Origin of the sequence: Microbispora sp. NPDC046933 (assembly GCF_040644635.1) — a bacterium.
Lineage (GTDB): Bacteria > Actinomycetota > Actinomycetes > Streptosporangiales > Streptosporangiaceae > Microbispora.
Genome location: NZ_JBEYWW010000003.1, coordinates 165646 through 192375 on the forward strand (window position 1 = coordinate 165646; position 26730 = coordinate 192375).

General features: G+C 69.5%; 33 protein-coding genes and 1 pseudogene. 18 read left to right on the plus strand and 16 right to left on the minus strand.

The annotated features are described in order from the left end of the window. Window positions 1-140 precede the first annotated feature (140 nt). From ABZ857_RS05305 to ABZ857_RS05320, 4 genes are read left to right on the plus strand one after another with little or no spacing between them, the layout of a single operon-like run. A complete protein-coding gene (locus tag ABZ857_RS05305; RefSeq protein ID WP_357037823.1) occupies window positions 141-1781 on the plus strand; it encodes an ABC transporter substrate-binding protein in 1641 nt (546 codons plus the stop codon). After that, window positions 1778-2743 (plus strand): ABC transporter permease, encoded by a 966-nt coding sequence (locus ABZ857_RS05310; RefSeq protein WP_357037826.1) that lies wholly within the window; start codon window positions 1778-1780, stop codon window positions 2741-2743. Before ABZ857_RS05305 ends, ABZ857_RS05310 begins: the two co-directional genes overlap by 4 nt. Beyond that, a complete protein-coding gene (locus ABZ857_RS05315; RefSeq protein WP_357037829.1) occupies window positions 2743-3600 on the plus strand; it encodes an ABC transporter permease in 858 nt (285 codons plus the stop codon). Before ABZ857_RS05310 ends, ABZ857_RS05315 begins: the two co-directional genes overlap by 1 nt. Beyond that, window positions 3597-5384: an ABC transporter ATP-binding protein gene (locus ABZ857_RS05320; protein WP_357037831.1), complete on the plus strand. Its 1788-nt coding sequence runs from the start codon at window positions 3597-3599 to the stop codon at window positions 5382-5384. Before ABZ857_RS05315 ends, ABZ857_RS05320 begins: the two co-directional genes overlap by 4 nt. Window positions 5385-5609: 225 nt before the next feature. On the opposite strand, the gene ABZ857_RS05325 is transcribed toward ABZ857_RS05320, so the two are convergent. After that, complete coding sequence (locus tag ABZ857_RS05325; RefSeq protein ID WP_357038410.1) at window positions 5610-6119, minus strand: Lrp/AsnC family transcriptional regulator; 510 nt, start codon at window positions 6117-6119, stop codon at window positions 5610-5612. A 200-nt stretch (window positions 6120-6319) separates the two neighbouring features. On the opposite strand from ABZ857_RS05325, the gene hppD reads away from it, so the two are divergent. From hppD to ABZ857_RS05350, 5 genes are read left to right on the plus strand one after another with little or no spacing between them, the layout of a single operon-like run. Then, window positions 6320-7525 (plus strand): 4-hydroxyphenylpyruvate dioxygenase, encoded by a 1206-nt coding sequence (hppD, locus tag ABZ857_RS05330; RefSeq protein ID WP_357037834.1) that lies wholly within the window; start codon window positions 6320-6322, stop codon window positions 7523-7525. A gap of 27 nt (window positions 7526-7552) precedes the next feature. Further along, window positions 7553-8080, plus strand: a complete 528-nt coding sequence (locus ABZ857_RS05335; protein ID WP_357037837.1) for a homogentisate 1,2-dioxygenase domain-containing protein — start codon at window positions 7553-7555, stop codon at window positions 8078-8080. Next, window positions 8077-8934: a hypothetical protein gene (locus ABZ857_RS05340; protein WP_357037840.1), complete on the plus strand. Its 858-nt coding sequence runs from the start codon at window positions 8077-8079 to the stop codon at window positions 8932-8934. The genes ABZ857_RS05335 and ABZ857_RS05340 overlap by 4 nt, the downstream gene beginning before the upstream one ends. Before the next feature lie 37 nt (window positions 8935-8971). After that, a complete protein-coding gene (gene fahA, locus ABZ857_RS05345) occupies window positions 8972-10216 on the plus strand; it encodes a fumarylacetoacetase (protein ID WP_357037843.1) in 1245 nt (414 codons plus the stop codon). Between the two features lie 19 nt (window positions 10217-10235). Further along, the gene (locus ABZ857_RS05350; protein ID WP_357037846.1) at window positions 10236-10406 is read left to right on the plus strand and encodes a hypothetical protein; all 171 of its coding nucleotides are present in this window, start codon (window positions 10236-10238) and stop codon (window positions 10404-10406) included. 36 nt (window positions 10407-10442) lie between these two features. Here ABZ857_RS05350 and ABZ857_RS05355 read toward each other — a convergent pair whose 3' ends face one another. After that, on the minus strand, window positions 10443-11330 hold the full coding sequence (locus ABZ857_RS05355; RefSeq protein ID WP_357037849.1) for a LysR family transcriptional regulator: 888 nt from the start codon (window positions 11328-11330) through the stop codon (window positions 10443-10445). 117 nt (window positions 11331-11447) lie between these two features. Here ABZ857_RS05355 and ABZ857_RS05360 point away from each other — a divergent pair, with 117 nt between their 5' ends. After that, window positions 11448-12434 (plus strand): aldo/keto reductase, encoded by a 987-nt coding sequence (locus ABZ857_RS05360; protein WP_357037852.1) that lies wholly within the window; start codon window positions 11448-11450, stop codon window positions 12432-12434. Next, window positions 12431-13054 carry a hypothetical protein gene (locus ABZ857_RS05365; RefSeq protein WP_357037855.1) on the plus strand — a complete coding sequence of 208 codons (624 nt, stop codon included), beginning with the start codon at window positions 12431-12433 and terminating at the stop codon, window positions 13052-13054. The genes ABZ857_RS05360 and ABZ857_RS05365 overlap by 4 nt, the downstream gene beginning before the upstream one ends. Window positions 13055-13584: 530 nt before the next feature. Here ABZ857_RS05365 and ABZ857_RS05370 read toward each other — a convergent pair. After that, window positions 13585-13794, minus strand: a complete 210-nt coding sequence (locus tag ABZ857_RS05370; protein ID WP_357038430.1) for a hypothetical protein — start codon at window positions 13792-13794, stop codon at window positions 13585-13587. Next, window positions 13701-14303 (minus strand): ATP-binding cassette domain-containing protein, encoded by a 603-nt coding sequence (locus ABZ857_RS05375; RefSeq protein WP_357037858.1) that lies wholly within the window; start codon window positions 14301-14303, stop codon window positions 13701-13703. Before ABZ857_RS05375 ends, ABZ857_RS05370 begins: the two co-directional genes overlap by 94 nt. A gap of 208 nt (window positions 14304-14511) precedes the next feature. Here ABZ857_RS05375 and ABZ857_RS05380 point away from each other — a divergent pair. From ABZ857_RS05380 to ABZ857_RS05390, 3 genes and pseudogenes are all read left to right on the plus strand, one after another. Further along, window positions 14512-14589: pseudogene (locus ABZ857_RS05380) on the plus strand (succinyl-CoA--3-ketoacid-CoA transferase); the annotation flags it as partial. Between the two features lie 115 nt (window positions 14590-14704). Then, on the plus strand, window positions 14705-14809 hold the full coding sequence (locus ABZ857_RS05385; RefSeq protein WP_357037861.1) for a CoA-transferase: 105 nt from the start codon (window positions 14705-14707) through the stop codon (window positions 14807-14809). A gap of 50 nt (window positions 14810-14859) precedes the next feature. Then, entirely contained in the window at window positions 14860-15009 is a 150-nt protein-coding gene (locus ABZ857_RS05390; RefSeq protein WP_357037864.1) for a hypothetical protein, read from the plus strand. Window positions 15010-15353: 344 nt separating this feature from the next. On the opposite strand, the gene ABZ857_RS05395 is transcribed toward ABZ857_RS05390, so the two are convergent. Further along, a complete protein-coding gene (locus tag ABZ857_RS05395) occupies window positions 15354-15503 on the minus strand; it encodes a hypothetical protein (protein ID WP_357037867.1) in 150 nt (49 codons plus the stop codon). Window positions 15504-15535: 32 nt separating this feature from the next. Here ABZ857_RS05395 and ABZ857_RS05400 point away from each other — a divergent pair, with 32 nt between their 5' ends. From ABZ857_RS05400 to ABZ857_RS05410, 3 genes are all read left to right on the plus strand, one after another. Next, a complete protein-coding gene (locus ABZ857_RS05400; protein WP_357037870.1) occupies window positions 15536-15787 on the plus strand; it encodes a hypothetical protein in 252 nt (83 codons plus the stop codon). A gap of 49 nt (window positions 15788-15836) precedes the next feature. Beyond that, entirely contained in the window at window positions 15837-15983 is a 147-nt protein-coding gene (locus ABZ857_RS05405) for a hypothetical protein (RefSeq protein WP_357037872.1), read from the plus strand. 160 nt (window positions 15984-16143) lie between these two features. Next, a complete protein-coding gene (locus ABZ857_RS05410; RefSeq protein ID WP_357037875.1) occupies window positions 16144-17442 on the plus strand; it encodes a PHB depolymerase family esterase in 1299 nt (432 codons plus the stop codon). On the opposite strand, the gene ABZ857_RS05415 is transcribed toward ABZ857_RS05410, so the two are convergent. The 3 genes from ABZ857_RS05415 to ABZ857_RS05425 form a co-directional block, all read right to left on the minus strand. Then, complete coding sequence (locus ABZ857_RS05415) at window positions 17405-17698, minus strand: DDE-type integrase/transposase/recombinase (RefSeq protein WP_357037878.1); 294 nt, start codon at window positions 17696-17698, stop codon at window positions 17405-17407. The genes ABZ857_RS05410 and ABZ857_RS05415 overlap by 38 nt on opposite strands. Beyond that, window positions 17593-17955, minus strand: coding sequence for an IS3 family transposase (locus ABZ857_RS05420; protein WP_357037881.1), 363 nt, complete (start codon window positions 17953-17955; stop codon window positions 17593-17595). The genes ABZ857_RS05415 and ABZ857_RS05420 overlap by 106 nt, the downstream gene beginning before the upstream one ends. Before the next feature lie 138 nt (window positions 17956-18093). After that, entirely contained in the window at window positions 18094-18663 is a 570-nt protein-coding gene (locus ABZ857_RS05425; protein WP_357037884.1) for an XRE family transcriptional regulator, read from the minus strand. Window positions 18664-18793: 130 nt separating this feature from the next. On the opposite strand from ABZ857_RS05425, the gene ABZ857_RS05430 reads away from it, so the two are divergent. Then, window positions 18794-19591, plus strand: coding sequence for an IclR family transcriptional regulator (locus ABZ857_RS05430; RefSeq protein WP_357037887.1), 798 nt, complete (start codon window positions 18794-18796; stop codon window positions 19589-19591). Here ABZ857_RS05430 and ABZ857_RS05435 read toward each other — a convergent pair. Genes ABZ857_RS05435 through ABZ857_RS05470 form a run of 8 tightly spaced genes read right to left on the minus strand, consistent with a single transcriptional unit; the run spans window position 19588 to window position 26653 of the window. After that, window positions 19588-19959 carry a hypothetical protein gene (locus ABZ857_RS05435; RefSeq protein ID WP_357037890.1) on the minus strand — a complete coding sequence of 124 codons (372 nt, stop codon included), beginning with the start codon at window positions 19957-19959 and terminating at the stop codon, window positions 19588-19590. The two genes, ABZ857_RS05430 and ABZ857_RS05435, sit on opposite strands and share 4 nt — an antisense overlap. Then, on the minus strand, window positions 19956-21530 hold the full coding sequence (locus ABZ857_RS05440; protein WP_357037893.1) for an AMP-binding protein: 1575 nt from the start codon (window positions 21528-21530) through the stop codon (window positions 19956-19958). Before ABZ857_RS05440 ends, ABZ857_RS05435 begins: the two co-directional genes overlap by 4 nt. A gap of 10 nt (window positions 21531-21540) precedes the next feature. Then, entirely contained in the window at window positions 21541-22365 is an 825-nt protein-coding gene (locus ABZ857_RS05445) for an SDR family NAD(P)-dependent oxidoreductase (protein ID WP_357037896.1), read from the minus strand. After that, window positions 22362-23195 carry an alpha/beta fold hydrolase gene (locus ABZ857_RS05450; protein WP_357037899.1) on the minus strand — a complete coding sequence of 278 codons (834 nt, stop codon included), beginning with the start codon at window positions 23193-23195 and terminating at the stop codon, window positions 22362-22364. Before ABZ857_RS05450 ends, ABZ857_RS05445 begins: the two co-directional genes overlap by 4 nt. Before the next feature lie 11 nt (window positions 23196-23206). Beyond that, on the minus strand, window positions 23207-23764 hold the full coding sequence (locus ABZ857_RS05455; protein ID WP_357037902.1) for a 3-phenylpropionate/cinnamic acid dioxygenase subunit beta: 558 nt from the start codon (window positions 23762-23764) through the stop codon (window positions 23207-23209). 20 nt (window positions 23765-23784) lie between these two features. Beyond that, window positions 23785-24993, minus strand: a complete 1209-nt coding sequence (locus ABZ857_RS05460) for an FAD-dependent oxidoreductase (RefSeq protein ID WP_357037905.1) — start codon at window positions 24991-24993, stop codon at window positions 23785-23787. After that, on the minus strand, window positions 24990-25325 hold the full coding sequence (locus ABZ857_RS05465) for a non-heme iron oxygenase ferredoxin subunit (protein ID WP_357037908.1): 336 nt from the start codon (window positions 25323-25325) through the stop codon (window positions 24990-24992). Before ABZ857_RS05465 ends, ABZ857_RS05460 begins: the two co-directional genes overlap by 4 nt. Then, complete coding sequence (locus ABZ857_RS05470; RefSeq protein WP_357037911.1) at window positions 25322-26653, minus strand: aromatic ring-hydroxylating dioxygenase subunit alpha; 1332 nt, start codon at window positions 26651-26653, stop codon at window positions 25322-25324. Before ABZ857_RS05470 ends, ABZ857_RS05465 begins: the two co-directional genes overlap by 4 nt. Between the last annotated feature and the right edge of the window lie 77 nt (window positions 26654-26730).

Below are 26730 nucleotides of genomic sequence, written 5' to 3' on the forward strand. Positions count from 1 at the left end.
CCCGATGTCAACAGCATGTAGGAAAGAAGTGCGGATATGAGGGAGAGAAACGAGCTGTTACAGTACGGAAACTTCTCACTATTGTAGAGGCTTGCAACGAGTCGTATAGTTCCCGTCACCTTGGTGAAGGGAACCAGCCCATGTACGAGCACACCCGACGACGTGTCCTGGCAGGCCTGGCGGCCGCAGCCGGTCTCACCCTCGTCAGCGCCTGCGCCTCCGGTGCGAACGGTGGACAGAGCGGGCATAGCGCCCGTCCAGCGACCGAGCAGAACATTCCGTCGTTCACGTACGCGATCACACAGATGCCGACCTCGCTGAACAGCATGTCGACGAAGGTCAACACCCAGATGATCACCTCACTGGTGACCGAGCCTATGGAGCGCGTGGCCTTCGAGCAGGGCACGGTCAAGATCACCCCGCATCTGGCGGCCTCTGTCACGGAGCCCGACCAGAGCACGGTCGTCTACAAGCTGCGTGAGGGCGTGAAGTTCTCCGACGGCAAGCCGCTGACCGCCGAAGACGTGGCCTGGAGCTTCACCGCCTCCGCCGCGCCGACCGCGGAGACGGCCGGCAACATGGCCGGGCTGAAGAGCGCCAAGGTCACCGGGCCCGACGAGGTGACGGTGACCTGGAAGTACCCGCTCGTGGGGCTGCGGATCGCGCTGGCCGCCGTCCAGGTGCAGGAGGCCGCGTTCGCCGAGGCGCACGCCAAGGAGCTCGGCACCTCCGCCGCGCTGCCCATCGGCACCGGCCCCTACGCCTACCAGGGGCAGACCTCCCAGGACATCACCCTTGCGCGCAACCCCGCGTACTGGGGAACTCGGCCGAAGCCCGACGCGGTGAAGTTCACCGTGATCAGCGACAACTCCGCCGCCCAGCTCGCCATGCGCTCCGGCTCACTTCAGGCCGGGGAGGTCACCGACCTCAAGACCGCCTCCCAGTGGAAGAACAGTGGCGCCTCGCTCTATCCGGCCGACGACTTCAACTCCAACCTGCTGTCCATGGACACCAGCACGCCGCCGTTCGACGACGTCCAGGTGCGCAAGGCCGTGGCGCACGCCATCGACGTCAAGGGCGTGCTCGCGGCGGCGTTCGGCGAGTACGCCAAGCCGCTGGGCACGCTCGTGCCCACCGGCGTGCTGGCCGGAGTCGCCCCCTCGCCCGCCGAGGCCCAGGCGTTCGTGGACCAGTTGCCCCGCTACGAGTTCGACCTGGCCAAGGCCAAGGCGGAACTGGCGCGGTCGGCCCACGCCGGCGGTTTCGACGTGACCGTGCCCTACATGAACACCGACCCCTGGCAGAAGCTGCTGCTGCTCAACCTCCAGCAGAACATGAAGCAGCTCGGCGTCACCGTCACGCCCAAGCCCGTGCCCCCCGGCCAGTGGTTCCAGACCTTCTTCAGCCACCAGACCTCCGGCATCCAGGTGATCCCCGGATTCACGAGCACGCTTCCCGACCCCTCCGGGCTGATGTTCTCCTTCGTCGGCAAGGCCAACATGAAGGCCAACTTCATCAACGCCGCGAACTTCACCACCGACACGGTGGAGAAGAACTATCGGGCCCTCGCCCCGGAAAGCGCCGCGACGTACGACAAGGAAGCGCGCTGGGCGGCCACCCGGGCCGTACTCACCGAGGTCGCCGAGCAGGTGCCGTACGTGCCGCTCTTCACCCGCCAGAACGTGTACACGATGGCCGGTGGGCTGACCTATCTCCGGCCGCCGAGCTTCTACGACAAGGTGAGTGGCACCTGGATCGACCTGGTGCGTTCGAGCAAATGACGATCGTCCGCTTTCTGGCGCGCCGGCTGGGCGCCACGCTGCTGTTGCTGCTGGTGCTCAGCTTCCTGGTGTTCGCGTTGCTCGCGGCGAGTCCCGGCTCGCCGCTGCAGACCCTGATCGGCTCCCGCCCCCCATCGCCCGAGCTCCTGGCGGCGGTCGAGGCCAAGTACCACCTGGACCAGCCGTTCCTGGTCCAGTACTGGCACTGGCTCGCCGGCGCGGTGCACCTGGACCTCGGCCAGTCGATCTCCGTCCAGACCGACCTGGCCGTGCTCGCGCTGATCGGGGATCGTGCGGCGATCTCGGTGCAGCTCGGGATCTACGCCGTTGTGCTCGTGCTCGGCTTCGGCATCCCGCTCGGCATGGCGGCCGGCATCCGGCGCGGCAGCGCCACCGACCGGACCGTGTCCTTCCTGGCCACGTTCTGCATCAGCGCGCCCCCGTTCGTGCTGTCCATCGCGCTGCTGTACGTGTTCGGCGTGGCGCTCGGCTGGTTCCCCGTCTACGGGGTCGGCGAGGGGGTCGGCGAGCGGATCGCGCACCTGACCATGCCGGCCGCGGCGCTGGCCGGATTCCTGTCGGCCGTGGTCATCCGGCAGACCAGGGCGGCGACCCTGACCGTGATGCAGCAGGACTTCATCACCTTCGCCCGGATCCGGGGGCTGAGCCCCGCGCGCGTCCTGATCCGCTACGCGCTGCGCAACTCCTCCCTTCCCGTGGTGACCAGCGCGGGACTGCTGCTGATCGCCACACTGTCGGCGGGACTGTTCGTGGAGCAGGTGTTCTCCCTGCCCGGGATCGGCACCCTGCTGCTGCAAGCGGTGATCAACAAGGACATCCCCGTGGTGCAGGGCCTGGCCATCCTCATGGGGGCCGTGGTGGCGGTGGTCAACCTGACGGTGGACCTGCTCGGCCTGGCCCTCGACCCGCGCACGCGGACGATCTCGAAGGCAGGTGCCTGATGGCGACGATCGCGGCCACCGTCTCGACCACCGCCCGCGGCGTGGCCAGAGCCCCGGTCACGGTGCGGCTGGCCGCCGGTTTCCTCCTGTGCGTGGCGATCCTGGCGGCGGCCGGGACGTGGCTGGCGCCGTACGACCCGACCGCCCAGGACCTGATGCTGAACGTGTCGGGACCGAGCGGCGCGCACTGGCTGGGCACCGACCAGCTCGGCGCCGACGTGCTGTCGCAGGTCCTCGCCGGGACCCGGGCCGCGCTGCTCGGGCCGCTGGTCGTGGCGCTCGGGACGGTCGTGCTCGGCGCCTCACTGGGCATCCTGGCCGGCTACCGCGGCGGCTGGATCGACGCGCTGCTCAACCGGCTCGCCGACCTGATGTACGCCCTGCCCTCGCTCCTGGTGATCATCGTGCTGATCGGCATCGTGGGCGGCGGCTACTGGTTCGCCGTGCTGGTGCTGACCGTGCTGTCGCTGCCCAGCGAGATCCGGCTGTGCCGCAGCGCCACCCTGGCGCAGGCCCGCCTGCCGTACATCGACGCCGCACGCACCCTCGGCCTGCCCGCTGGGCGGATCATGGCCAGGCACCTGCTGCCCAACATCATGCCGACCGTGATCGCCACCTTCCTGCTGGACTTCGTCACCGCCCTGATCAGCCTGTCCGGCCTGTCCTACCTCGGCCTGGGCGCCCCGCCGGGCACGCCGGACTGGGGCACTCTGCTCGCGAGCGGCCAGAACCTCCTGGCCGACAATCCCTGGATCTCCCTGGCCCCCGGCGCCATGATCGCCCTCACCGCGACCAGCTTCACCCTGCTCGGCGACTGGCTCTACGACCGCTACTCCGCGAACGGCGACCACTCATGAGCCCACTTCTCACCGTCACCGATCTGCACGTACGCGCCGGCGGCAAGACCCTGGTCCGGGACGTCGGCTTCACCCTGGAGGCGGGCGGCAGCCTCGGCATCGTCGGCGAGTCCGGCAGCGGCAAGACCATGACCGCCCGCGCCGTCCTGGCCGCCCTCCCCGCCGGGGTCACCGCGAGCGGCGAGATCGTCTTCGACGGCATCTCCATGGTCGGCCGCAGGGAACGCGACCTGCGGCCGCTTCGCGGCACCCGCATCAGCATGGTCATGCAGGACCCCTTCACCGCGCTCAACCCGTTGCAGACCATCGGCGAGCACATCCGCGAGTCCCTGCCCCGGCAGGTACGGCGCGACCGTGCGGCCGCCCGCGGCGAGGTCGCCCGCCGCCTGGCGGAGGTCGGCCTGGACGCCACCGAGGTCGCGGGCAAGTACCCCTTCCAGTTGTCGGGCGGCATGCGCCAGCGTGTGGCCATCGCCGCTGCGCTCGCCGCGGACCCCGACCTGCTGATCGCCGATGAGCCCACCACCGCGCTCGACGCCTCCACCCAGGCCGAGATCCTGCGCCTGCTGCACAAGCTCCAGCGCGACCGCGGCATGGCGCTCGTGCTCATCACGCACGACCTGCGCGTGGCCTTCTCCGTCTGCGACCGGGTCCTGGTCATGTACGCGGGATCGGTCGTGGAGGACGCCCCCTCGGCCGCGCTCATGGAGGCGCCGGAGCACCCCTACACCCTCGGCCTGCTCATGGCCGAGCCACCCGTCACGCACGTGGTCGAGACCCTCACCGCGATCCCCGGCAGTGTCCCGCGCGCCGACGACGTGGCCGCCCAATGCGCCTTCGCCGCCCGCTGCGACTGGCACGCCCAGGAGTGCGTCGCGGGCCGGCCCGCTCTGGCTCCGGCCGGCGAAGGCCACCTGTCGGCCTGTACGCGCCTGCACGAGATCGGCACCGAGTTGCGGCTACGCAGGCAGCAGGCCGCCGCCCCCGCCGCGGCGTCACCCACGCCGACCGGCATGCCGATCCTCACGGTGTCCGGGCTGAGCATGACCTACCGCGCCGTCTCCATGGTCTCCCGGGCGTCGGTGAAGCAGGCCGTACGAAACGTCTCCTTCGAGATCGCCGAGGGCGAGTCGCTCGGCCTGATCGGCGAGACGGGCTCGGGCAAGACCACCATCGCACGCTGCATCCTCGGGCTGCAGACCGCGACCGGCGGCACGATCCGCCTCGGCGACCTCGACGTCTCCGACCACCGGCGGCTCAGCGGGAAGCAGCGCCGCCGAGCCGGCCGCCTGGTCCAGGTCGTCTTCCAGGACCCCTACGCCTCGCTCAACCCCATGCTCACCATCGGCGCGGCGTTGGAGGAGGCGATCTCGGTCGGAGACACCGGCCAGACCGCCGGCGAACTGCTGGAGATGATCGGCCTGTCCGCCTCCTACGCCGGACGCAGGCCCGGCGCCCTTTCCGGCGGCCAGCGTCAGAGAGTGGCCATCGCCCGCGCCATCGCGGTCCGGCCCAAGCTGCTGATCTGCGACGAACCGGTGGCCGCGCTGGACGTGTCGGTCCAGGCCCAGATCCTCGAACTCCTGCGCCAGATCCGCCGCGCGTACGGCACGAGCATGCTGTTCATCACCCACGACCTGTCGGTGGTGCGGCAGATGGCCGACCGCGCCATCGTGCTGCGCCACGGCGAGATCGTCGAAAGCGGCAGCACCGCCGAGGTGCTCGACGCTCCCCGGCACCCCTACACCGTCAGCCTGGTCGAATCCGTTCCAGGACACCAGTAGCCAGTTCATCGAGAGACCGGCCCCTCATGACAGATCCGAAGCTTTCCGAGCCCGCCGTCCTGCACAGCTCCAGATCCCTGACGAGGCTGCCGCCCACCTCCCGGTAGGACGAACTGCTCGGCCGCGGTTATCCCGAAGACGCCGTCGCCGCAATTCTGGGTGGGAACTTCCACCGGGTGGCGGGCGAGGTGTGGCAGCCGCCGACGAGCGAATAACGCATCGCCTTCACCCCTGCCGGGGGGCTTCGGCATCGCGGAACGCCGGAGCCCGGCCGCCGCCGCGGGCGTGCCGGGCCAGCAGGGGCGGCACGCGGGATGCCACCACCGTCGACAGGATCACCACGCTCGTCGAGCGTGCGACGTGGGGCGAGCGGTTCACTTCCAGGAGCGCCTCCTGGAACTCGCCCTGGGTCCGCGCCGCCATGCGGCAGATCACGTCGCTGGTCCCGGTGGTGGCGAACGCCTCCACGACCGCCGGGTGACGCTCGAGCTCGTCTCGGACCTCGTACAGCGCGCCCTGCGCTATCTCCAGCGTGACGAAGGCCTGGACGGCGAAGCCCGCGGCGTTCAGATCCACATCCGGGCCATAGCCGGTGATCACTCCGGCCGCCTCCAGCTTCTCGATCCGCGACTGCACGGTGGCGCGCGCCACGCCGGTCACCCGGGACAGTTCCAGCGGCCCGGCACGGGGGTGGTCCCGCAGCGCCTTCAGCAGGGCGAGGTCCAGCTTGTCCACAACGCTCAAGGAAGTCCACCTTCTCAGGTGTCACGGTGATCAACTAGGCAAAATGCATAGCAAACAGGCAAATCCGCCAGTCCATCATGGCATGTAGATCAGTCGGGACTGAGCCGCTTGCGCAGCCAATTTCCCATGTTGTGACATATCGCCTAGTTCAGCACCGTCGCACCGCGACATCCACCCCCTGGAGGATCACCATGAGCATCGAGCAGATCCTGACCGATCAGGAGCGCCTGGCCGAGCTCGGCATCGACGAGCTGAAGCAGCTGGTCGGGCTGGTTTCCTATGACGACTCCACCGATCCCTTCCCGGTCACCGGATGGGACGCGGTCGAATGGGTGGTGGGCAACGCCACGCAGTCGGCGCACTTCTTCCAGTCAGCCCTGGGCATGGAGCTGGTGGCCTACTCCGGCCCGGTGACCGGCAACCGCGACCACCACGCGTACGTCCTGCGGAGCGGCGCCGTGCGCTTCGTCGTCAAGGGCGGGGTCGCCCCGGACAGCCCGCTGCACGACCACCACCGCAGGCACGGGGACGGCATCGTCGACATCGCCCTCGAGGTGCCCGACGTGGACCGGTGCGTCGAGCACGCCCGCGCCCAGGGGGCGACGGTGGTCGAGGAGCCGCACGACGTCACCGACGAGCACGGCACGATCCGGATCGCGGCCATCGCCGCCTACGGCGACACCCGCCACAGCCTGGTGGACCGCTCGCGCTACAACGGCCCATACCGGCCCGGCTATGTGGAGCGGACCTCGTCCTACGTCAAGCGTCCCGGCGCGCCCAAGCGTCTGTTCCAGGCGCTCGACCACGTCGTGGGCAACGTCGAACTGGGCCGCATGGACGAGTGGGTGGACTTCTACCGCCGTGTCATGGGCTTCACCAACATGGCCGAGTTCATCGGCGACGACATCGCGACCGACTACTCGGCCCTCATGTCCAAGGTGGTGGCCAACGGCAACCACCGTGTGAAGTTCCCGCTGAACGAGCCGGCCATCGCCAAGAAGAAGAGCCAGATCGACGAGTACCTGGAGTTCTACCAGGGGCCGGGCGCCCAGCACCTCGCCCTGGCCACCAACGACATCCTGCGTACGGTCGACCTTCTGAGGGAGGAGGGGATCGAGTTCCTCGACACCCCCGACTCCTACTACGAGGACCCGGAGCTGCGGGCCCGCATCGGCGAGGTACGCGTCCCGGTCGAGGAGCTGCAGAAGCGCGGCATCCTCGTGGACCGCGACGAGGACGGCTACCTCCTGCAGATCTTCACCAAACCGATCGGCGACCGGCCCACGGTCTTCTTCGAGTTCATCGAGCGGCACGGCTCCCTCGGCTTCGGCAAGGGCAACTTCAAGGCGCTGTTCGAGGCGCTGGAGCGCGAGCAGGACCGGCGGGGGAACCTCTAGCCGCGCGGCGACCGGAAGGAGCGAGCGATGGCCTACTACCTCCGCGTCGGGGACGTCCCGCCCAAGCGGCACACAGAGCACCGCGCCCCCTCGGGCGAGCTGTACTACGAGGAGCTGATGGGCGAGGAGGGCTTCTCCTCCGACTCGTCCCTCCTTTACCACATGGGCATTCCCGCTGCCGTCACGGATGTGCGGAGCCGGGAGCTACCGGACCAGTCCACCGTTCCCAACCAACCGCTCGCTCCCCGGCACCTGAAGCCGGTCCCCTACTACCACTCGAACGTGGACTCCGACGAGGTGATGTTCTACTGCGGCGGTGACTACGAGGCGCGGAAGGGCTCCGGGATCGGCCAGGGCTCGGTCTCGCCGCACCCGGCGGGCCATGCCCACGGCCCCCAGCCGGGCGCGGTCGAGCGCAGCCTCGGAGCCCGCTTCTTCGACGAGCCGACGGTGATGGTCGACACCTTCCGGCCGCTGGAGCTGGGCGAGGCAGGCCGGACAGCCGACGATGGGGAATACGTGTGGTCCTGGTCAGGACGGAGGTCCTCGTTGTGAAAGCCTCATCTCCCGGCACGGTTCCGCGGTCAACCGGCTTCCGGGCGTTCTTCGACGACGCCGCACTCTTCCCACCGGGCGACGCGCCCATGGCGGAGGCGGTGCCCCGCCACCGAGACCACCACGCCGCCTGGTACGGCGACACGGTGGGGCCGTTCGTCTGCCCGCGCGGGCGGCTGGGCGAGCTCCACGACCTGCTCACCGGCGACGGACCCGCGCTCGACGTCGCCCTGACGGTGCCCGAGGGCCCAGAGGCTCTCGCCGCGGGCGTCGCCGAGGCCACCGCGCATCCCCGCGTGCGGCTGCGGGCCGTGGAGCTGCCGGCCGGCCGTTCGCAAGGGGCGTTGGAAACCCTGGCGGAGACGGCCGGCGCGGCCGTGCCGCGCGACGTGACCGTGTACGCCGAGGTGGCTCTCGACCCGGACGCACTCCGGGCGATCCCGGCGTTGGCCGGGACCGGCCTGCGTTTGAAGTTCCGGACCGGGGGCGTCAGAGCGGACGCCTTCCCCGGAGAGCCGGCACTCGCCGCGGCCCTGACGTGCGCCGTCCGCCACGCCATCCCGTTCAAGCTCACGGCGGGCCTGCACCACGCGATCCGGCACACCGATCCCCGCACCGGGTTCGAGCATCACGGATTCCTCAACGTGCTCGCCGCCACCGACGCGGCCCGGCAGGGCGCGGACGAGGCGGCGGTCTCGGCCGTACTCGCCTGTCGGGAGGCGGAGACCGTCGCAGGACGGTGCACTCCCGAACGGGTCGCCGCAGCCCGGCAGTCCTTCGTCTCGTTCGGCACGTGCAGCATCGAGGAGCCCGTCGCCGATCTCATCGCGCTGCGACTCCTGGAAAGGGCCTGACATGGTGGCACATCACGTTCCACGATCCTGGGTCGCCATGCGGGAGAACCATCCGTTCGGCCTGCAGACCCTGCCGTTCGGCTCGTTCGCCGGGCCGGACGGCCGGCCTCGGGTCGGTGTGGCGATCGGGGATCACATCCTCGACCTGACCGCGGCCTGGCCCGCGCTGTCCGGCAGCGACGACGGGTTGTTCGCCGCCGGCACGCTCGATCGGTTCCTCGCCGCGGGACCGGAATGCTGGGCCCGGGTCAGGCAACTCCTCACGCATTGGCTGGGCGAGGTGAGCGAACGCGGACGAGTAGCCACATTCCTGTCCCTCGCCTCGGCCCACACCATGCTGTTGCCGTTCGAGGTCGCCGACTACGTCGACTTCTACGCCTCAGAGCACCACGCCGCCAACCTGGGCAGGATGTTCCGCCCCGGCTCAGAACCGCTCACGCCGAACTGGAAGCACATGCCCATCGGCTACCACGGCCGGGCCGGCACGGTCGTCGTGTCGGGCACGCCGATCGTCCGGCCCCGGGGCCAGCGGCGTACGGCGGACGGGGACATCCAGGTCGGGCCAAGCACACGGCTCGACATCGAGGCCGAACTCGGCTTCGTCGTGGGCGTGCCGAGCACCATGGGCACGCCGGTCCCGCTCAGCCGGTTCGACCGGCACGTCTTCGGGGTGTGCCTGCTCAACGACTGGTCCGCCCGCGACATCCAGGCGTGGGAGTACGTGCCGCTTGGGCCGTTCCTCGGCAAATCCTTCGCGACGTCGATCTCGCCGTGGATCGTCCCCCTGGCCGCTCTGGAACACGCCAGGGTGGCGCCCCCGCCGCGCTCGCCCCGGCCGGTCGAGTACCTCGACGACACCGGCGAGGCCCCGTGGGGGCTGGACATCCGGCTGGAGGTCCGGCTCAACGGCACCAAGGTCAGCGAACCACCCTTCGCCGAGATGTACTGGACTCCCGCCCAGCAACTGGCCCACATGACCGTCAACGGCGCCGGCCTGCGCACCGGTGACCTCTTCGCCTCCGGCACGATCAGCGGCCCGACCCCGGAGAGCCGGGGCTCGCTCATCGAGCTGACCTGGAACGGCGAGCACCCTCTGCGGGTCGAGAGCGGCGAGCGCACCTTCCTCGCCGACGGTGACGAGGTGGTCATCACAGCGACCGCCCCCGGACCGTACGGGACCACCATCGGCCTGGGCGAGGTCGCCGGCACGGTCGTCGCGAGCCCTGAGTCGAAGAGCCTGGACGACAGCGCGGCACCTGCCCACTCGACCTCTCGACGATAAGAGTCGGGGACGCCGCGAAGTGCGCAGGGCGGGCCTGGACAGCGTACGGCTCGACCGGTTGGCCACCGCGCTGCAGACCGCGGGTGACATCGCCTTCCGGGTGACGGCGCCGGGAGCCGCTGAGACGCTGGCCGCCGCACCCCTCAGGGCACAAGCCGGCGAGGTAGTCGAAGAACTCCATGCGTGGTAACGGTCGTTCGCCCCAGGGCACCTGCTATGCGAGGGTTCACGAGGCGCCCGGGAGATAGTCGATGAGCTTCAGGGCGGCTGGAGCGGTGGTGTCGGGAGGTGGGGCGGCGACCGACAGCCGCCAGAACGGTTCCGGGCTGGCACCGGTCAGCCGGACCACTGCCAGGGCGGCGGCCTGGGGCTTGCGTGCGATCGGCTCCGGAACGACCGCGACGCCCAGGCCGTGGCCGACGAGGTCGATCAGGGTGTGGACGTCATTGACCTCCAGCGACACCTGGCGGGCGGCGCCGGCCGCCGCGAAGGCGCGGTCGGTCAAGCCACGAGCGCCCCAGCCGGGATGAAAGTCGATGAAATGCTCCCCGCCCAGTTCTGCCCACCTCACCTCCCTCGCCTCCGCCAGCCGGTGATCGGGATGACAGAGCAGAACCATCGGCTCGCGGGTCAGCGGCAGCATCCGTAGGTCCGCCGGAGCCTCATCGGGCAAGGCGACGAAGGCGAGGTCCAGCCGGCAGGCGGCCACCTCGCCGATGAGGGTCGCGGAGTCCGCCTGTCTGAGCCTGATCTCCACGCCAGGGTGCGCCGATCTGAAGCGGGCCAGCAGCGCCGGGACGTCGACCCCGGCAACGCACTGCTCCGTGCCCACGGACAGGGTCCCCCTCAGCAATCCCTGGACCGCTTCCACCGCCTCCTTGGCGGCACGCACCGATCCGAGGGCCCGCCGCGCCTCGGTGAGCAGCACCCGCCCGGGTGCTGTCAGCTCAACGCTGCGGGTGTTGCGGGCGAAGAGCCGGACCGCCAGTTCCCGCTCCAGAGCGCGAACCGAGGCCGACAGTGCCGACTGGGAGATCATCAAGCGCTCGGCGGCACGCGTGAAGTGGCGCTCCTCCGCGACGGCGACGAAGTGCTCAAGCTGGCGCAGTTCCATGATTCAGAAATTTAGCCGATAAATCCGTGCGATTTATTCTGTTGGACGCCAGCGTGATCCCGGCCCGATTCTGGTGGCGGTCGGCCGTGACGGTCGGTTCTCACACTGGAGGAAGACGTGGAACGACGGGCACTCGGTAGGACGAGTCAGCACGTGTCGGTGATCGGGCTTGGCACCTGGCAGCTCGGTGCCGACTGGGGTGAGGTGAAAGAGGACGACGCTCTGGCCGTACTGGACGCGGCGGCCGAGAACGGGGTGACCTTCTTCGACACCGCCGACGCCTACGGCGACGGGCGAAGCGAGCAGTTGATCGGCAGCTTCCTCAAATCGCGGCCGAACGAGGGCATCGTGGTCGCCACCAAGATGGGGCGCCGAGTCATGCCGCAACGTCCCGATCTCTACTCGCTGGACAACTTTCGCGCATGGACCGACCGGTCGCGGGCCAACCTGGGCGTCGACACCCTCGACCTGGTCCAGCTGCACTGCCCGCCCACGATCGTGTACTCCACCGACGCAGTCTTCGACGCGCTCGACACCTTGGTGGAGGAAGGACGCATCGCCGCCTACGGAGTCAGCGTGGAGACACGGGCGGAGGCGTTGGCCGCGATCAGCCGACCCGGTGTGGCCAGTGTGCAGATCATCCTGAACATGCTGCGGCTCGGGCCACTGCTGGACGTGCTCCCCGCGGCGCGCAAGGCCGGCGTGGGCGTCATCGCCCGAGTACCGCTCGCCAGCGGTCTGCTGTCGGGCAAGTACGACGAGCACACGGAATTCCCTGCCAGCGATCACCGCAACTACAACAGGAACGGCGAGGCGTTCGACATCGGAGAGACCTTCTCCGGGGTCGATTTCGCCACCGGCCTGGCGGCGGTGCGGCGGCTGGCCCCGCTCGTGCCCGCCGGCGCGACGATGGCCCAGTTCGCCCTGCGATGGATCATCGACCAGCCCGGTGTCACGGTCGTGATCCCCGGCGCCCGCAACCCCCGGCAGGCGCGGGACAACGCAGCCTCCGCCGCCCTGCCCTCGCTCTCCGAGGACGCCCTGCGCACGGTGCACGAGGTGTACGACGAGCTCATCGCCCCGCAGGTCGGTGACCGGTGGTGAACGAAGTCGTCTCCCCGGACGGGCTGGCCGTACGCGCCGGACATCACCACAATCCGTACCGCTACCTGCTCAGCGACGACGAACTCGACGAGCTGCTGCTGGAGCTGGGCACGCGGCGTGCCGCGAGCATCTGGCGCAACCACACGTCCACGGCCGAGTCGGCACCGCGCGGCGTCTACGGCCGGGCATGCATGGCCTTCGTGATCATGGACCCCACCGCCGGGCCCTGGATCCCGAACGACCGGGCCGTCCTCGGTGCCATAACGGTCGGCGACGACGGCTCGTCGTTCCTGCCCAACGCCGCGGCCAAGGCGGGCGGGCACCGCCGGCTGGCGCGCAACTACGGGGAGGCGGTCCTCGTCGACACCCACCTGTGCGGCGACGGCCATTTCCGCTACGGCCACAGCGCCGACGTGCGCGGCCTGATCGTCGGTGCCAGCGCGCAGACCACCGACCAGGACCTGTTCGAGGCGGCCGCACTGGCCCACGACTTCGTCCACGCGATCACCGAGCGGCATCTCGCCTGGACCCAGCGAACTGGCCCGGGCGAATGGCTGACAGAGTCAGACACTCCCGCCGCGGAACACATCGCCATGGTGGACTGGTTCGCTGCCACATAAAGGTGCTCGCGAGCCTTACGGGCACCCACCGCTCGATCACCCGAGCGGCGGCGATTCAAGCTTAGACGGCAGGAAGGCCGTAGCCGAGGGTTCTGACGAAGGCGTCGATGTGTCCTATGACCAGAGGACGCACATGGGGGTTCAGCACCTCGAAGTGGCCGCAGGGCAGTGTTCGGACACGCAGCCGGGTCGCCAGAGAGTGCCAGTTGGCGACTTGCTCTTCGTAAGTCGGGCCGGTGCAGGCGAGCAGGAGCGCGTCCCCGGCGAAGCGTGTGGTCACGGTGTGGTTCAGCGCGGCCGTGAGATGAGCCTTGGCGAGCAGGCTGATCTGGTGAGCGGTGAGCCGCGGCGTCAGCGCCGAGCAGGACCGTTCGATGGATCTTCGGATGGACTTCGGTCCCCCGGGGATGAGGGTGGGGTTGGGGTAGCTGTCGATCAGGGTGATCGCGGGAGTGGGCGCGGTCTCGGCGATACGCGCGGCGAGTTCCCAGGCGACGATCCCGCCCAGCGACCAGGGGCACCGAGAGCCTTCATGACTTTTCGTGCCGGATCTCGTGGTAGCCGCCCTCGACCAGCGCCTGACCAGCCTGTAGCACGGTCACCCGGCCGGCGAGGGTGGAGACGACGTTCATGTTGTGCTCGACCATCACCACGGTCCGCCCGGTGCGGAGCTTCTGCACGAGCGCCACTGTCCGGCCGATGTCCTCGACGCCCATCCCCGCGGTCGGCTCGTCCAGCAACAGCACCTTCGGGTCGAGGGCCAGCGCGAGCGCCGGTTCCAGCGCGCGCTTACGCCCGTAGGCGAGAGTCCGGCATGCTGCTCGGCCTGATGGAGCAGGCCGACTTCGTCGAGCAGTTCGTCGGCGCGCTCAGTGAACCGGTACACGGCCTTGTCCGACCGCCAAAACCGCCAGCCGAGCCCGGTCGGCCCCGCGAGCGCCAGCTCCAGATGGCGCCGCAGGCTCAGCTGCGGGAAGAGGTTGGTGATCTGGAACGATCGGGCGAGCCCGACCCGCGCGACCTCCTCGGGTCTGCGCCCCCCGATCTCGACACCGGCCAGCCGGATGCTTCCCGAGGTCCGTGGGATGAAGCCGGTCAGCAAGTTGAACAGCGTGGTCTTGCCCGCGCCGTTCGGGCCGACCAGGGCGTGCACGCTGCCCTCTGCGATGTCGAGGTCCACGCCGTCCACGGCCCAGAACCCGCGAAACTCCTTTGCGAGACCGCGGGTGACGAGTATGGCCTCCGCCATCAAACCTCCAGGGGGTGAGATGGAGTGATCCAGGACACATGCAGATCACGCTGAGACGCCGCACACTATGACCGCATGACATGCCGTTCCATGTGCGAAAGCCACGCAAAGCCATCGAGATAAGGGGTCCGCGGCCACATCACATACCGATCCCGACTTCGCGCTCGTCCACGCGGCGCGCGGCGACCGGTTCGGCAACCTCGTCTTCCATTCCAGCGCGCGTAACTTCAACCCGCTCGCCGCGATGGTCACGCGCGTGATGACCGCCGAGGGCGAGGAGCTCGCCGACGAGCTCGACCCGGACGCGATCCACCTGCCGGGAGTCTTCATCGACCGGGTGGTCGTGACCGAGGTGGGATCGAGCCCGCGACGGCCGGCCGGCCGCGGCCATCCTCGGCGGCATGCAGGTCTCCGAACGGGGCGATCTGGCCAAGTGGACCATCCCCGGAAAGATGATCAAAGGGATGGGCGGGGCGATGGACCTGGTCCACGGCGCCGCCAATTGATCGTACTGATGGAGCACGTCCCACGACGGTTCGCCGAAGATCGTCGAGGAGTGCCGCTCACCGGGCGTGAGGTCGTCGACCGGATCATCACCGATCTCGCTGTCATCGATGTCACGGACGAGGGCCTGGCACTGGTCGAACTCGCACCGGGCGTCACCGAGGAAGAAATGCGCGCGGCCACCGAGGCCCTGCTCCCATAGGCGCTCTGCCAAATGTGGTGGTGAGCCACATGGCAGAGATCACATCCGAGGAGTTTTCTAACTGCACTCCCCCCAGCCCGAGGAGTGCGGAATGTTTCGCAAGGCCGTGACCGCCGCCCCGTTCGGGGCTGCGGTCGCCATCCCAGCCGGGCCCGCCGCCACAGCCTCTGACCGCCCCGCTGCTCCACCGATACCCGGCGGGAACTGCAGATCTCCGCCTGCCCTGACGATCTGACGACCACCGCAACCCTCACCACCGGCCACACTGTCCATGGCGACCGGGCCGGGCTCACCCCGGCCGGCGCGGTCAACTCGACCAGAGTCCGCAGCCTCCAGATCGACGGCTACTTCCCCGACACCTCGGCGACCAACGCCAACCCCGGCTGGAACCACGACTCCCAGTTCGTCATCCGGCTCCCAGCGCGCTGGAAGTGCGGCCTGGTCATCGTCGACAGCCCCGGCAACCGCCGCCAGTACGCCAACGACTTCGCCATCTCCGACTGGGTCCTTGCCCAGGGCTACACGTATGCCGCGACCGACAAGGGCAACACCGGCCCCGCGTTCCACGAGGGACGGCAGGAAGCCGGGTGACGCGATCGCCGAGTGGAACGACCGGGTCACGCAGCTGCTCACCTTCTTGCCGACCGCTCTCCAGGGCCGTCCGGAGCACGTCTACCCGGCGGAGTCGGCCGTGCTGTGGCCCTACCACCAGCAGGTCTACCGGGGCCTCACCCAGACCATCTACCGGAAGGAGCTGGACCCCCGGCTAGACCGGTGAGGACGCGCTGTACGACTACGCCTTACCTCCGCGCTCCGTCCACCGGGCGGTGGCACGGATCCTGCTCACGGTCCGCATCGGCCGACCCCTGATCAGCCTGCAGGACACCCTCGATGGCCTCTACGACACCTACCCGTCGCTGCTCCGGCCGATCCTGTCCTGTTTCCGCTCAGCCTTCAGCGCCCTCGACGCCTGACGCCGCAGGGCGTCCAGCCCGCGGCGTCGGCCACGGTGCCCCGCCCGGCGGCAGGCGACCTCGCCAACACCTACTCCCTGAACCGACAGGGACCATGATCGGCGCCCCCTCGCGGGGCGCTACGGGGGAGAGTCCACCCACCCCACCCAGAGGAAGAGCAATGGAATTCCGCAAGACCCTGACCATCCTGACGGCTGCGGTATGCCTCGCCACCGCCTCCGCCACCGTCGCCCTCGCCGCCGTCCCCTCACCCGCCCAGGGCGCCTTGACCCGTTACAACATCAGCGCCAGCTACGTGTCGGGGGTGTCCTCCGGCGGATACATGGCGGGCCAGCTGCACGTCGCCTACTCAAGCGTCTTCCAGGGCGCCGGCATCTTCACGGCCGGACCGTACCGGTGCGCGCAGGACTTCGACTACGCGGTCACCGCGCAGGCCGGCTGCATGCAGAACGGCTCCCGCAAGACGCCCGCCCAGTTGGAGAGCGAGACCCGTACCCTCGCCAGCTCCGGCAAGGTGGACGCCGTCGCCAACCTGTCGGGGGACCCGGTGTACCTGTATCACGGCACCAGTGACAGCACCGTCGTCCAGGCCGTCAACGATGACCTCGCCACCTATTACAAGGACTTCGGGGCGAACGTCACCTACAACAAGACCACCAGCGCGGGCCACTCCTGGGTAAGCCCGCTCGGCACCGTGTCCTGCTCCTCGACGGCGTCGCCGTACATCAATTCCTGCGGCAACGACGCCGAGAAGGAGATGCTCACCACGCTGTTCGGCAGTGTGAAGGCGGCGGCCTCCACCCTCACCGGGAGCCTCATCCAGTTCGACCAGAACACCTACGCGCCCGGCGGCAATGCCAACGCGATCAGCATGGACAGCAAGGGGTTCGCATACGTGCCCACCTCGTGCGCGGGCGGCGCGAGCTGCCGTCTCATGGTCGCCCTGCACGGCTGCAAGCAGGGCTACAGCTATCAGTCGTTCGGCAACACGTTCATGCGGCTGGCGTACCTCAACGAGTACGCCGACACCAACAACATGATCATCCTGTATCCGCAGGCGATCCCGCTGTCCTCTGCCTCCACCACCAACCCCAATGGTTGCTGGAACTGGTGGGGGTACGGCGGCGACGCGAACTACGCCTGGCACGGCGGCAAGCAGATTGAAGCGATCATGAACATGGTCGAGCAACTCACCGGCGGCACCACCCCGACGGCCAGCCCGAGCCCGACCGCCAGTCCGACCGCCAGCCCGAGCCCGACCGCCAGCCCGACGGCCAGCCCGAGCCCGACCGCCACATGTGTAACGGCCTCCAACTACGCGCACACCGTCGCGGGCCGCGCCACCGCCACGTACGGCTACACCTACGCCAAGGGCTCCAACCAGAATCTCGGCCTGTGGAACTTCTACGTCAACAGCACGATCAGGGAGACCAGCCCGGGTTACTGGGAGAAGTGCTGAGATAGCGCGGGCAAGGTGAAGGCCCCGGGACTCCGGAGGGAGTTCCGGGGCCCCGGTCGGAGTGAAAGACCACGCCGTCCGCGTCACCGCCGCGCGTGGTCACGGCCATCTGCAGCGAGGCGACCGTCAACGCCGCGTCGTGATGCTCGCTCATCGCATAGCCAAGCAGCCGCCGGGAGAACGGGTCCTCCACGGTCGCCAGGTACGACTTGCCCTCGCCGGTGTCGATCTCGGTGACATCACCGCACCACAGCACGGCGCGACCGCGGTGAACTTCCGGCGGACCAGGCCAGAGACAGCCGGGCGCCTGCCTTGGCGGGTCAGCGACCGCCGCTTCTTCGGCGGCCGCCCGGCCAGGCCGAGCTCGGCCATCCGCGTCGCCACCGTGTTCTTCGACACCCGCCGGCCCGCTTGGTGCAGGTCATGGGTGATCCGCGGGGAGCCATAGGTGCCCCCGGAAGCCTCGAACAGGCGGATCATCTCGTCCTCCAGCTCCGCGCGTTCCTTCTCCATGCCGCCTTCCTCGCGGGCGTGCTGCTTGACCAGCTCGGCCTTCTCCCGTCGCAGCCGCGCCGGCTCCTCGCGCCCGGACTCCTTCAGCGTCCCGGTTCGGTCTCCACGCTACGAGGGGAAGCGCGGCACGCGTCTCCCCTAGTGTGAGGCACCGAACTGGCGGGCCTGCGGGATGGTCATGGTGACATGCAGGACGACATGGTCGGTCAGGCAGATGTGCTGGTAGGGGACGTCGCCGGGGAACCGGGCGAAGTCGCCGGCCGCCAGCTCGACCTGGTCTTCGACGGGGCCGGTGCGGAGCCTGCCGCTGATCACGTAGACGTGGTGCAGCGCGCCCAGCGTATGGCCGGGCACGGGGCCGCCGGTCTTGCCACGCTCCAGCTTGAGCACGAGGGTGTGCACGTAGCCGGAGCCGTAGGTCTGATCCAGCATGCGCTCGGACCAGCCGTCCCGTTCCTTCCACGCCGCATCACCCTGACGTTGGACGTAGACGGCGCTGCCCCATTCGGTCAGCAGTTGCCGGGGTGCGACGTCGAGGGCTTTGCCCAGCGCCGCCAGGGTGTCCACGGTGGGGTTGCCGGCGCCCTGCTCCACCTTGGACAGCGTCTGCTTGGAAAGTCCCGACCGGCGGGCCAGCTCGCCGAGGGAGATGCCCTGCTCGCGCCGGAGCCTGCGCACGTTCCGGGCCACGAGTTCGTTGTGGTCCACGGGCACCTCCCAACTGTCACTTATAATTACCGGTTCGTCCATGTTGACTGACGTCCGTCTTAGCAGACATTCTGTCACATATAAGCACCCCCTGTTGACCTGCGAACATCGGTAGTCAGCGGAGCAGCACATGAGCAACATCGTCGTCGAGAGGCATTCGCCGAGCAGGGATGACCGCGCCGCCGTGGAGAAGGCGGTCAATCTGCTCGAGTCCTTCGGCAGCCAGGGCAGCACCGGCATCGGAGTGAGCGAACTGGCCCGGCGGGCGGAGCTGAGCAAGTCCACCGCGTTCCGGCTGCTCGGTGTGCTGGAACGCAACGGCGTCGTGGAGAAGGTCGGACAGAAGTACCGGCTGGGCGAGCGACTGCACGAGTTGGGGCGGCAGGTGCTCGCCCCCGGCCACGATCAGGTCCGCGACGCGCTCCTGCCGTTCATGACGGATCTGTACGAGCTGACGCGCGGAACGGTGCACCTGGCCGCGCTGCGCGGCATCGAGGTCGTCTACCTGTTCAAGCTGCACGGCCATCGTCCCGTCCCGTCGCCGTCACGCATCGGCGGCCGGGCGCCCGCGCACTGCACGGCGGTGGGCAAGGTGCTGCTCGCCTACGACCACGACGCCCTCGACCGGGTGCTCTGCACCGAGCTGCGCAGGCATACGCCCAGCACCATCACCGACCGCGCCGGGCTGGCCGAGCAGATCGGCCGGGTGCGCGCCGAGGGGGTGGCGTTCGACGATCAGGAGGCGGCACCCGGGCTGAGCTGCGTCGCGGTGCCCGTCTTCGGCGCGCCTGGCAAGGTGGTGGCGGCCATGTCCGTGTCGGGGCCGACCGGCCGCTTCGACACCCGCGCCCAGGCCGCCTCGCTGCGGCGGGTGGGCGCGGCCGCGTCCCAGCAGCTCACCCTGCTGGGACGGCGGAGCCGCGGTTAACCGCCCGGTACGTGGTCGAGGTCCATGTCGGTCCTGGTCACCCACTCCGGCTCGACCACCAGGAGGCTGAGCTGGGCGTCGGCCAGATCCACGTCGATCACGTACCGGAACCCGGCGGCCTCGGCCACGGCCATCCGGTCCAGATCGCCCTCCGGCACGGCGTAGACGACGCGGCGGCATTGCGGGTCGGCCTCCGCCACGGCGTCCACCAGCGCGCGAAGGAGTCCGGCGTCGGCCTCAGCCGCCTGCAGTTCGATGTCGTGGGCGGCCACGGGGTAGGCGTGGCGGAGGCGTCCGGCCGCGCAGCGCTCCAGCCGTACCGCGACGCCGGGCGGGGCGAGATCAGGTACAGGCGGCACGTTGATCATGTGTTCTCCTCGGCCATGCGCCGGATGACGAGCTTTTCCAGCTTGCCGGAGGCGTTGCGCGGCACCTTCGGCACGACCTTGAGCATTCTGGGCAGCTTGTACCTGGCCAGATGCGCGGAGGCGTACTCCCGTATGTCCTCCAGCGTGAGGGTCACGCCCTCGGCCAGTGAGACCACCGCGACGACGGTCTCGCCCCACTGCTCGTCGGGGGCGCCGACGACGGCGACGTCCACGACACCCGGCATGGCGGACAACACTCGCTCCACCTCAGCCGGGTAGACGTTCTCCCCACCGCTGATGATCATGTCTTTGAGCCGGTCCACGATGTACAGGCAGCCGTCCTCGTCGAGGTAGCCGATGTCGCCGGAGTGGAACCAGCCCTCCTCGTCGAACGCGGCGGCGGTGGCCTCGGGGTTCTCCCAGTAGCCGGGGGTGACGTTGGGGCCGCGGACGACGAGCTCACCGGCCTCGCCGGGCTTGAGCGGCTGGTTGGTGTTCGCGTCCACGACGCGTACCTCGGTGTACGGCATCGGGATGCCGGCGGAGCCCACCTTCGTCAGCGTGAGCTCGGCGGGCAGGTGGGTGGCGAACGGCGCGGTTTCGGTCAGCCCCCACGCCTGCTGCAGCAGCACGCCGTGTGCGGCGAACTGCTCGATGAGCGCGGGCGGCACCGGTGCGCCGGCGACCACGATGGAGCGCAGCGAGGTGAAGTCGCGGTCGAAGACGCCCGGCACCCGGCTGAGCGCGGCGAACATCGAGGCCACTCCGAACATCGAGTTGAGCCGGTATGTGGTCAGATCGTCGAGGAAGCCGGCCGGGTCGAAGGACCGGCGGACGAGCACGGTGCCGCCGCGCACGAGCGCCCGCAGCGCGAAGCTGTTCAGCGCTCCGATGTGGAACAGCGGCGCGCCCACGTAGGTGACGTCGCCGCGCCGGGTGTCCAGCATGGTGTCAACGTTGACGGCGTTCCACCAGGCGTTGCCGTAGGTGAGGATGACCCCCTTCGGCAGCCCGGTGGTCCCGGAGGTGAACATGAGGATCGCCGGCTCGTCGAACGTCTTCGCCACCACCGACGGCGTCGGCGTGGCCGTGGCCAGCGGGCCCGACCACAGCTCCCAACCGGCGACACCCGTGGTGGCGGGCACCTCCGCGTCGTCGTCCACCAGGAGGAATCGCGTCAGCGCGGTCGCCTCGCGCACGTTCTCGACCTGCCTGCGGTGCCCCTCCTCGCAGACGACCGTGCGGGCGCCGCTCTTGTCGAGCACCCGCTCCAGCTCGGGTTCGGCGAGCCGGAAGTTGACCGGGACGAAGATCGCGCCCAGCCGGAAAGTGGCGAGCATGGTGACCAGAAACGAAGCGCTGTTGAGACCGACGTACGCGACGCGGTCGCCCGCGCTGGTCTCGCCCTCGGCCAGGACGGTCGCCAGCCGGGCCGCCTTGGCGTCGAGCTGGGCGTATGTGAGGTCGCCGCCGGAGTAGCGGACGGCGACGACGTCCGGGAAGTATCGAGCGTTGCGCGCCACAGCGGAGGCGGGGTTGACGTCGACCTTCGGAGTGGGGGGGTGGGTCACGGTCGGCTCCTCAAAGATGGTCGCCGCCGGCGGCGCGGGCGAACCCCCGAACGCCGATGCCGCCGTCGACAGAGATCGCGTGTCCGGTAATGGGTCCGCTCTGCTCGCGGGCCGCGAGCAGGACGTAAGGTGCGGTGAAGTCGCGCGGGTCGGTGCTGGAGTCGTGCAACGGAATGGGCGGGGTGCCCTGGCGCTTGGCGAACGAGGCCCCGATCGAGCGGTCACGCAACGCCAGCGTCTCGGGGCCGCGCAGGTCGGTGTTCATCCCGCCACAGGCGACGCCGTTCACCCGGACCTTGGGAGCCAGCTCGTAGGCCAGCTCGCGCATCAGGCCGAGGCAGGCGTGCTTGCTGGCCGTGTAGAGGGGGCCGCCGCCGTTGACGTAGAAGGACGCGTTGGACAACGTCATGACGATGCTCCCGCGGGTCTTGACCAGCTCCGGCCAGGCGGCCTCGGCGGCGAGGAGGTAGCCCTTGACGTTGATGGAGAAGACCTCGTCGAAGGCGGCGTCGATCTCATTGGCGGTGAGGCGGGTGAGCTGACGCTGGTAGTCCCACACACCGGCGTTGGCGACGAGAGTGTCGAGTTTGCCGAAGCGCTCGACGGTCTCGGCCACGGCGGCGTGCAACCCCTCCGAATCGCGTACGTCGGTGGTGAACGTGTGCAGCCGGGACGGGTCGGCCGTGGCGCGCAGGACGTCGGCGAGCTGGTCCCGGTCGCGACCGACGATGGTGACCGCGGCCCCTTCTGCCAGGAAGCGTTCGGCGACGGCGCGGCCGATGCCGGAGCCGCCGCCGGTGATCAGGGTGACGTATCCGTCCAGCCAGCCGCTCATGCCAGGAACCTCGTGACCAGGTCCTCGAACTCGCGCTGCCGCTCGAGCTGCACCCAGTGGCCGCACCGGCCGAACACGTGCAACTGCACGTCGCGGATCTGCTTGAGCATGAGCTGGGCGCCGTCGAGGGTGATCGTACGGTCGTCGCGGCCCCACAGGAGCAGCGTGGGAGCCTTGATCTTGTGCAGGTCCTTCCACAGCGGATCCATGCCGCCGCGCTTGGCGAAGGCGGCGTTGTAGCGGTGGTAGAAGGCGACGTGGCTCTCGTCGAGGGAGGCCTCGTAGCGGGCCTTGACGACGTCCTCGCCGAACTGCTTGTGGTCGAAGACCATGGCGCGGATGAACGCGGCCATCTTCTTCTCGCTCGGCCCTCCGCCGTTGTAGTAGCGGAACATCTCCTTCTGCCCCTCGGTGGGGGTGGGCCCGAACGGCAGCCAGCCGCCGCCGGGGGCCATCAGGACGAGCCGGGTGACGCGGTCGGGGCGCTGCTGGGCCATCGCGATGGCGGCCGCGCCGCCGAGGCTGTTGCCGAGCAGGTGGAAGGTGTCGATGCCCAGGGCGTCGAGCGCCTGGAAGAGCGCGTCGACGGTGATCTCGGTGATGGACCGTTCGTCCAGGTCCTCTTCCGTGGGGCGGTAGCTGCCGCCGAAGCCGGGCTGGTCGGGCAGTACGACACGGAAGCGGCGCGACAGAGCGGGCAGGTTCTGGTGGTAGTTGCTGACGCCGGAGGCGCCGGGGCCGCCGCCGTGCAGCATCACCAAAGCGGGGCCCTCGCCGGTCTCGGCGACAGCGATGTCGCCGAGCGTGGTGGTCACTACGTGGTGTTTCACGGAGATTCCCTTTAGAAGAAGGTCGAGATGTTCTTGGCCAGCAGGATGTTCTGGTCGAGCAGGATGGTGCGGCGGGCGATCTGCAGGCCGTTTTCGGTGCGGCGCAGGATGTCGGTGCGGGTGCCGGCGAAGACGTTCTCCTCGCGCTCCAGGCGGTTGCGGTAGACCAGGAACGCCGAGTGGGCGAGCAGGTCGTCGGCGGTGAAGCCCGCGTGCTCGGCGGGATCGACGTGGCGCACCATCACGTTGGTGATCAGATGGCGGGTACGCGAAGGCGGATCCTCGGCCCAGGCCATTCCGGAGTCGAAACGGCGGATGCGCCAGGCCAGGCTCTCCTTGCTCTCATCGTAGAAGGCGGCCTCGCCCCGCGCAGCCACCGACAGTGCCTGCTGGCGGCGCAGGCGGTTGGTGCGCGTGGGCATCCAGTAGTCGAGGTCGTCGGCGAGCAGGTCGAGCCAGTCGGTGTAGCGGCCGGCGTCGAGGAGGTCGGCCTCCTCGTAGTAGAACTGCTCGACCTCGAAGTGGGTGTCGCGGTCGGCGCGCACCCCGGCGGTGCTCACGGTGGTCATGCGTTCCCCTCTGGGCCCCTCTAGGCGCGTAGCAGCGTGCGCAGGTTCACGGATGGGTCGGACAGCCGATTCGGGTCGGCCGGGATCCGGCGGTCGATCATGCGGCGGGCGGCCCGTACGGCGGTGGAGTCGTCCACGGCGGCGGCCGCCACGACCCTGCCGTCGCGCAGCCCGAAGACGGAGAACGCCGGGTCGTCGAAGGAGCCCCGCGTGACGACCTGTTCGGCGGTCTCCATGTGGCCCACGACCTCGACGTGGCGGCCGTGCCGATCGGTCCAGAACCACGGCGCGGTCTGCGCGGGCGGCCGGGTGCCGAGGATGGTGGCCGCGGCGCGCGCGCCGTCGTGCCGGGCCGCCTCCCAGTGCTCGCTGGGGGGCAGGAGCAGCCCGTTCCTGCGGATGCGGGCGGGATCCCCGACGGCGAGCACCGCGGGATTGCTGGTGACATGGCGGGCGTCCACGACGATGCCGCGGTCCACCTCCAGTCCGGCGGTCGCGGCCAGCGAGGTTCTGGGCAGCATGCCCACCCCGAGGACGGCCAGGTCGAACACGCGCGGCTGCAGGGTCCCCAGGAAACTCGCCTCGATCCCGTCGGAGGTGTCAGCGAAGGCGGACACTCCGGCACGCTCGACCGTGACGCCTCGCCGGGCGTGCAGTGCGTGCAGCCAGGTGGCGAGCTCCTCGCCGAGAGCGGCGGCGAGCGGCGTGAGGACGGGATCGACCAGGACGACCTCGCAGCCGAGGTCGACGGCGGTGGAGGTGACCTCTGCGCCGATCAGCCCGGCGCCGACCACGAGAACACGCGCTCCGGGAGTGAGCGCCGTCCGGAGCCGGTCGGCGTCCTCGGCCGTGCGCAGCACGTGCACGCGGTCGCTGCCGGCGCCCGGAATGGGCGGTCGGGCCGCTCCCCCGCCTGTGGCCAGGACCACCCGGTCGGCGGGCAGCAGGCGGCCGTCGGCCAGCTCGACGCCGCCGTCCCGGGTACGCAGGGCGCTCACCGTGGTCCGGTTGAGCAGACGGATGCGCTGCTCGTCGTACCAGTGCGGCGGCTGGAGGGCGATCTGCTTGAGATCCCTCGACCCGGCCAGGTACTCCTTCGACAGCGGCGGCCGATCGTAGGGGAACTCGCCCGCGTCGACCAGGGTGAGGTCGCCGTCGAAGCCGCCCGCGCGTAGCGCGGCGGCGGTGCTGACGCCGGCGACGCCGCCGCCGACGATCACCACTTTCATGGCGTCTGACCGGGGAAGAGGTAGATTTCCCCATCGCGGACCTCGACCCGGTGCGGGCAGGTGCTGCGGGTGGCGGGCAGGCCCTGGACCTCGCCGTTCTTCAGGCAGAACCTGCTGGAGTGCAGGGGACACTCGACGTAGCCGTCCTCGACCCAGCCGTCGGCCAGGGAGGCGTCCTCGTGGGTGCAGGTGTCGTCCAGCGCCCACACGCTGCCGTCGGTGTCGCGCAGCAGCGCGATGTCGTCGGCCGTCCCGGTGATCGCCTTGTCGATGGCGATGCCCTCGCCCTCGGGGATGTCGTCCAGCGCCGCGACGCGGATTCCCTCGCTCACTTGCCGTCCTCCTCGTGCCAGGCAGGGGTGTTCATCAGCTCGCGCCAGCGCGCGTAGAAGGCCCGGCCCGCGGCATCGCTGTACAGCTCGCTGGTCTGGCCGGGGTGCCGGCCGTCGTCGCGTTCCGAACCCAGGCCCATCTGGTAGTTGAGCGGCACGCTGTTGGTCACGAAGCCGTGCGAGACGGCCTGCACCTCGCTCCAGTTCTCACCGTCGTCCTGCTCGAAGATGCCGCTCGGGCCGAACGTACGCAGGTTGTACAGGCGCTGGGCCTCGCGCACCTCGGGCGGCATGGACTTGTCGACGATCGTCCAGGCCCACACCTCCATCCGGTCGGGACCCTTGGGGTGCCAGACGCGGATGGAGCCGTTGACCGGCAGATAGGAGAAGTTCGGGAAGACGGTGGCGTGACCGTTGGTGAGCGGGCCCTCCACACGGGCCTCGCCGAGGCGCTCGCGCAGCGCGGCGTAGTCCATCCACTGGTGCACGGTCCTGGCGTCGAAGCGGTTCTTCGGGTGGACCGGGAAGCCGGCGCCGTGGCCGTCAGGACTGGCGTACTGGCGGCCCGTCCGGTGCACGATCTCGTCCTTGGGGCCCTTGCCGGTGGGCGAGAGCACCATGAGCGCCGAGGCGTGACTCATGTTGACGTGGTACCAGTCGGTGGCGAACTGCTCGGCCGCCAGCTTCCAGTTGCCCTCCAGCACCCACTTGTGCACGCCGCCCACGACCACCGTGCCCTCGTCGTCGTGGTCGAGCATCGCGTCCATGTACCAGGCCATGTCACCGAGCGACTCGCGCAGCGGCACCGGATCCGGGTTCCACGTACCGAAGATCAGGCCGCGGTAGCTGTCGATGTGCGGCACCTCGACCAGGCCCCACTCCCCCGTGTCGAACGACTCCGGGTAGCCGGCCCTGTTCGGGACGCTGACCAGCTTGCCTTCCAGGTCGTAGGACCAGCCGTGGTAGGTGCAGGTGAAGTTGCGGGTGGCCCCGTAGTCGGCGCGGCAGACGCGCGCGCCGCGGTGGCGGCAGGAGTTGAGGTACGCCCTGATGCGCCGGTTGCGGTCGAGGGTGACGATGACGGGGTCCTCGCCCATGTAGGTGGTGAAGAAGTCGCCGGGCTTGTGGAACTGGTCGGCGTGCGCCAGGAACAGCCAGCTCGGCGCGAAAACGCGGCGCAGCTCCTGCCGGTAGATCTGCTGGTCGGTGAAGATGGCACGATCCACCAGCCCGCCCTCGGCATCCACCAGCCCAGAGACGTCGATGGTCGGCGCCAGCTCAGCCGGGCGCCGCAGGGCCCCGCGCGGGGGTTCGATCGTCGAGGTCATGCCGCTCACACAACCGCAGCGGACAGGTGCGTTTCCAACGGTCGTTCCGCACGACGGCACACGAGCTGTCTTACGGC

Excerpts from the sequence above, each read along its gene's own strand:
- ABZ857_RS05305 (WP_357037823.1), top strand. The coding sequence starts at position 141 with ATGTACGAGCACACCCGACGACGTGTCCTGGCAGGCCTGGCGGCCGCA.
- ABZ857_RS05310 (WP_357037826.1), top strand. The coding sequence starts at position 1,778 with ATGACGATCGTCCGCTTTCTGGCGCGCCGGCTGGGCGCCACGCTGCTG.
- ABZ857_RS05315 (WP_357037829.1), top strand. The coding sequence starts at position 2,743 with ATGGCGACGATCGCGGCCACCGTCTCGACCACCGCCCGCGGCGTGGCC.
- ABZ857_RS05320 (WP_357037831.1), top strand. The coding sequence starts at position 3,597 with ATGAGCCCACTTCTCACCGTCACCGATCTGCACGTACGCGCCGGCGGC.
- hppD (WP_357037834.1), top strand. The coding sequence starts at position 6,320 with ATGAGCATCGAGCAGATCCTGACCGATCAGGAGCGCCTGGCCGAGCTC.
- ABZ857_RS05335 (WP_357037837.1), top strand. The coding sequence starts at position 7,553 with ATGGCCTACTACCTCCGCGTCGGGGACGTCCCGCCCAAGCGGCACACA.
- fahA (WP_357037843.1), top strand. The coding sequence starts at position 8,972 with ATGCGGGAGAACCATCCGTTCGGCCTGCAGACCCTGCCGTTCGGCTCG.
- ABZ857_RS05355 (WP_357037849.1), bottom strand. The coding sequence starts at position 11,330 with ATGGAACTGCGCCAGCTTGAGCACTTCGTCGCCGTCGCGGAGGAGCGC.
- ABZ857_RS05375 (WP_357037858.1), bottom strand. The coding sequence starts at position 14,303 with ATGGCGGAGGCCATACTCGTCACCCGCGGTCTCGCAAAGGAGTTTCGC.
- ABZ857_RS05385 (WP_357037861.1), top strand. The coding sequence starts at position 14,705 with ATGCAGGTCTCCGAACGGGGCGATCTGGCCAAGTGGACCATCCCCGGA.
- ABZ857_RS05395 (WP_357037867.1), bottom strand. The coding sequence starts at position 15,503 with ATGGCGAAGTCGTTGGCGTACTGGCGGCGGTTGCCGGGGCTGTCGACG.
- ABZ857_RS05400 (WP_357037870.1), top strand. The coding sequence starts at position 15,536 with ATGCCGCGACCGACAAGGGCAACACCGGCCCCGCGTTCCACGAGGGAC.
- ABZ857_RS05410 (WP_357037875.1), top strand. The coding sequence starts at position 16,144 with ATGGAATTCCGCAAGACCCTGACCATCCTGACGGCTGCGGTATGCCTC.
- ABZ857_RS05420 (WP_357037881.1), bottom strand. The coding sequence starts at position 17,955 with ATGGAGAAGGAACGCGCGGAGCTGGAGGACGAGATGATCCGCCTGTTC.
- ABZ857_RS05430 (WP_357037887.1), top strand. The coding sequence starts at position 18,794 with ATGAGCAACATCGTCGTCGAGAGGCATTCGCCGAGCAGGGATGACCGC.
- ABZ857_RS05435 (WP_357037890.1), bottom strand. The coding sequence starts at position 19,959 with ATGATCAACGTGCCGCCTGTACCTGATCTCGCCCCGCCCGGCGTCGCG.
- ABZ857_RS05445 (WP_357037896.1), bottom strand. The coding sequence starts at position 22,365 with ATGAGCGGCTGGCTGGACGGATACGTCACCCTGATCACCGGCGGCGGC.
- ABZ857_RS05455 (WP_357037902.1), bottom strand. The coding sequence starts at position 23,764 with ATGACCACCGTGAGCACCGCCGGGGTGCGCGCCGACCGCGACACCCAC.
- ABZ857_RS05460 (WP_357037905.1), bottom strand. The coding sequence starts at position 24,993 with ATGAAAGTGGTGATCGTCGGCGGCGGCGTCGCCGGCGTCAGCACCGCC.
- ABZ857_RS05470 (WP_357037911.1), bottom strand. The coding sequence starts at position 26,653 with ATGACCTCGACGATCGAACCCCCGCGCGGGGCCCTGCGGCGCCCGGCT.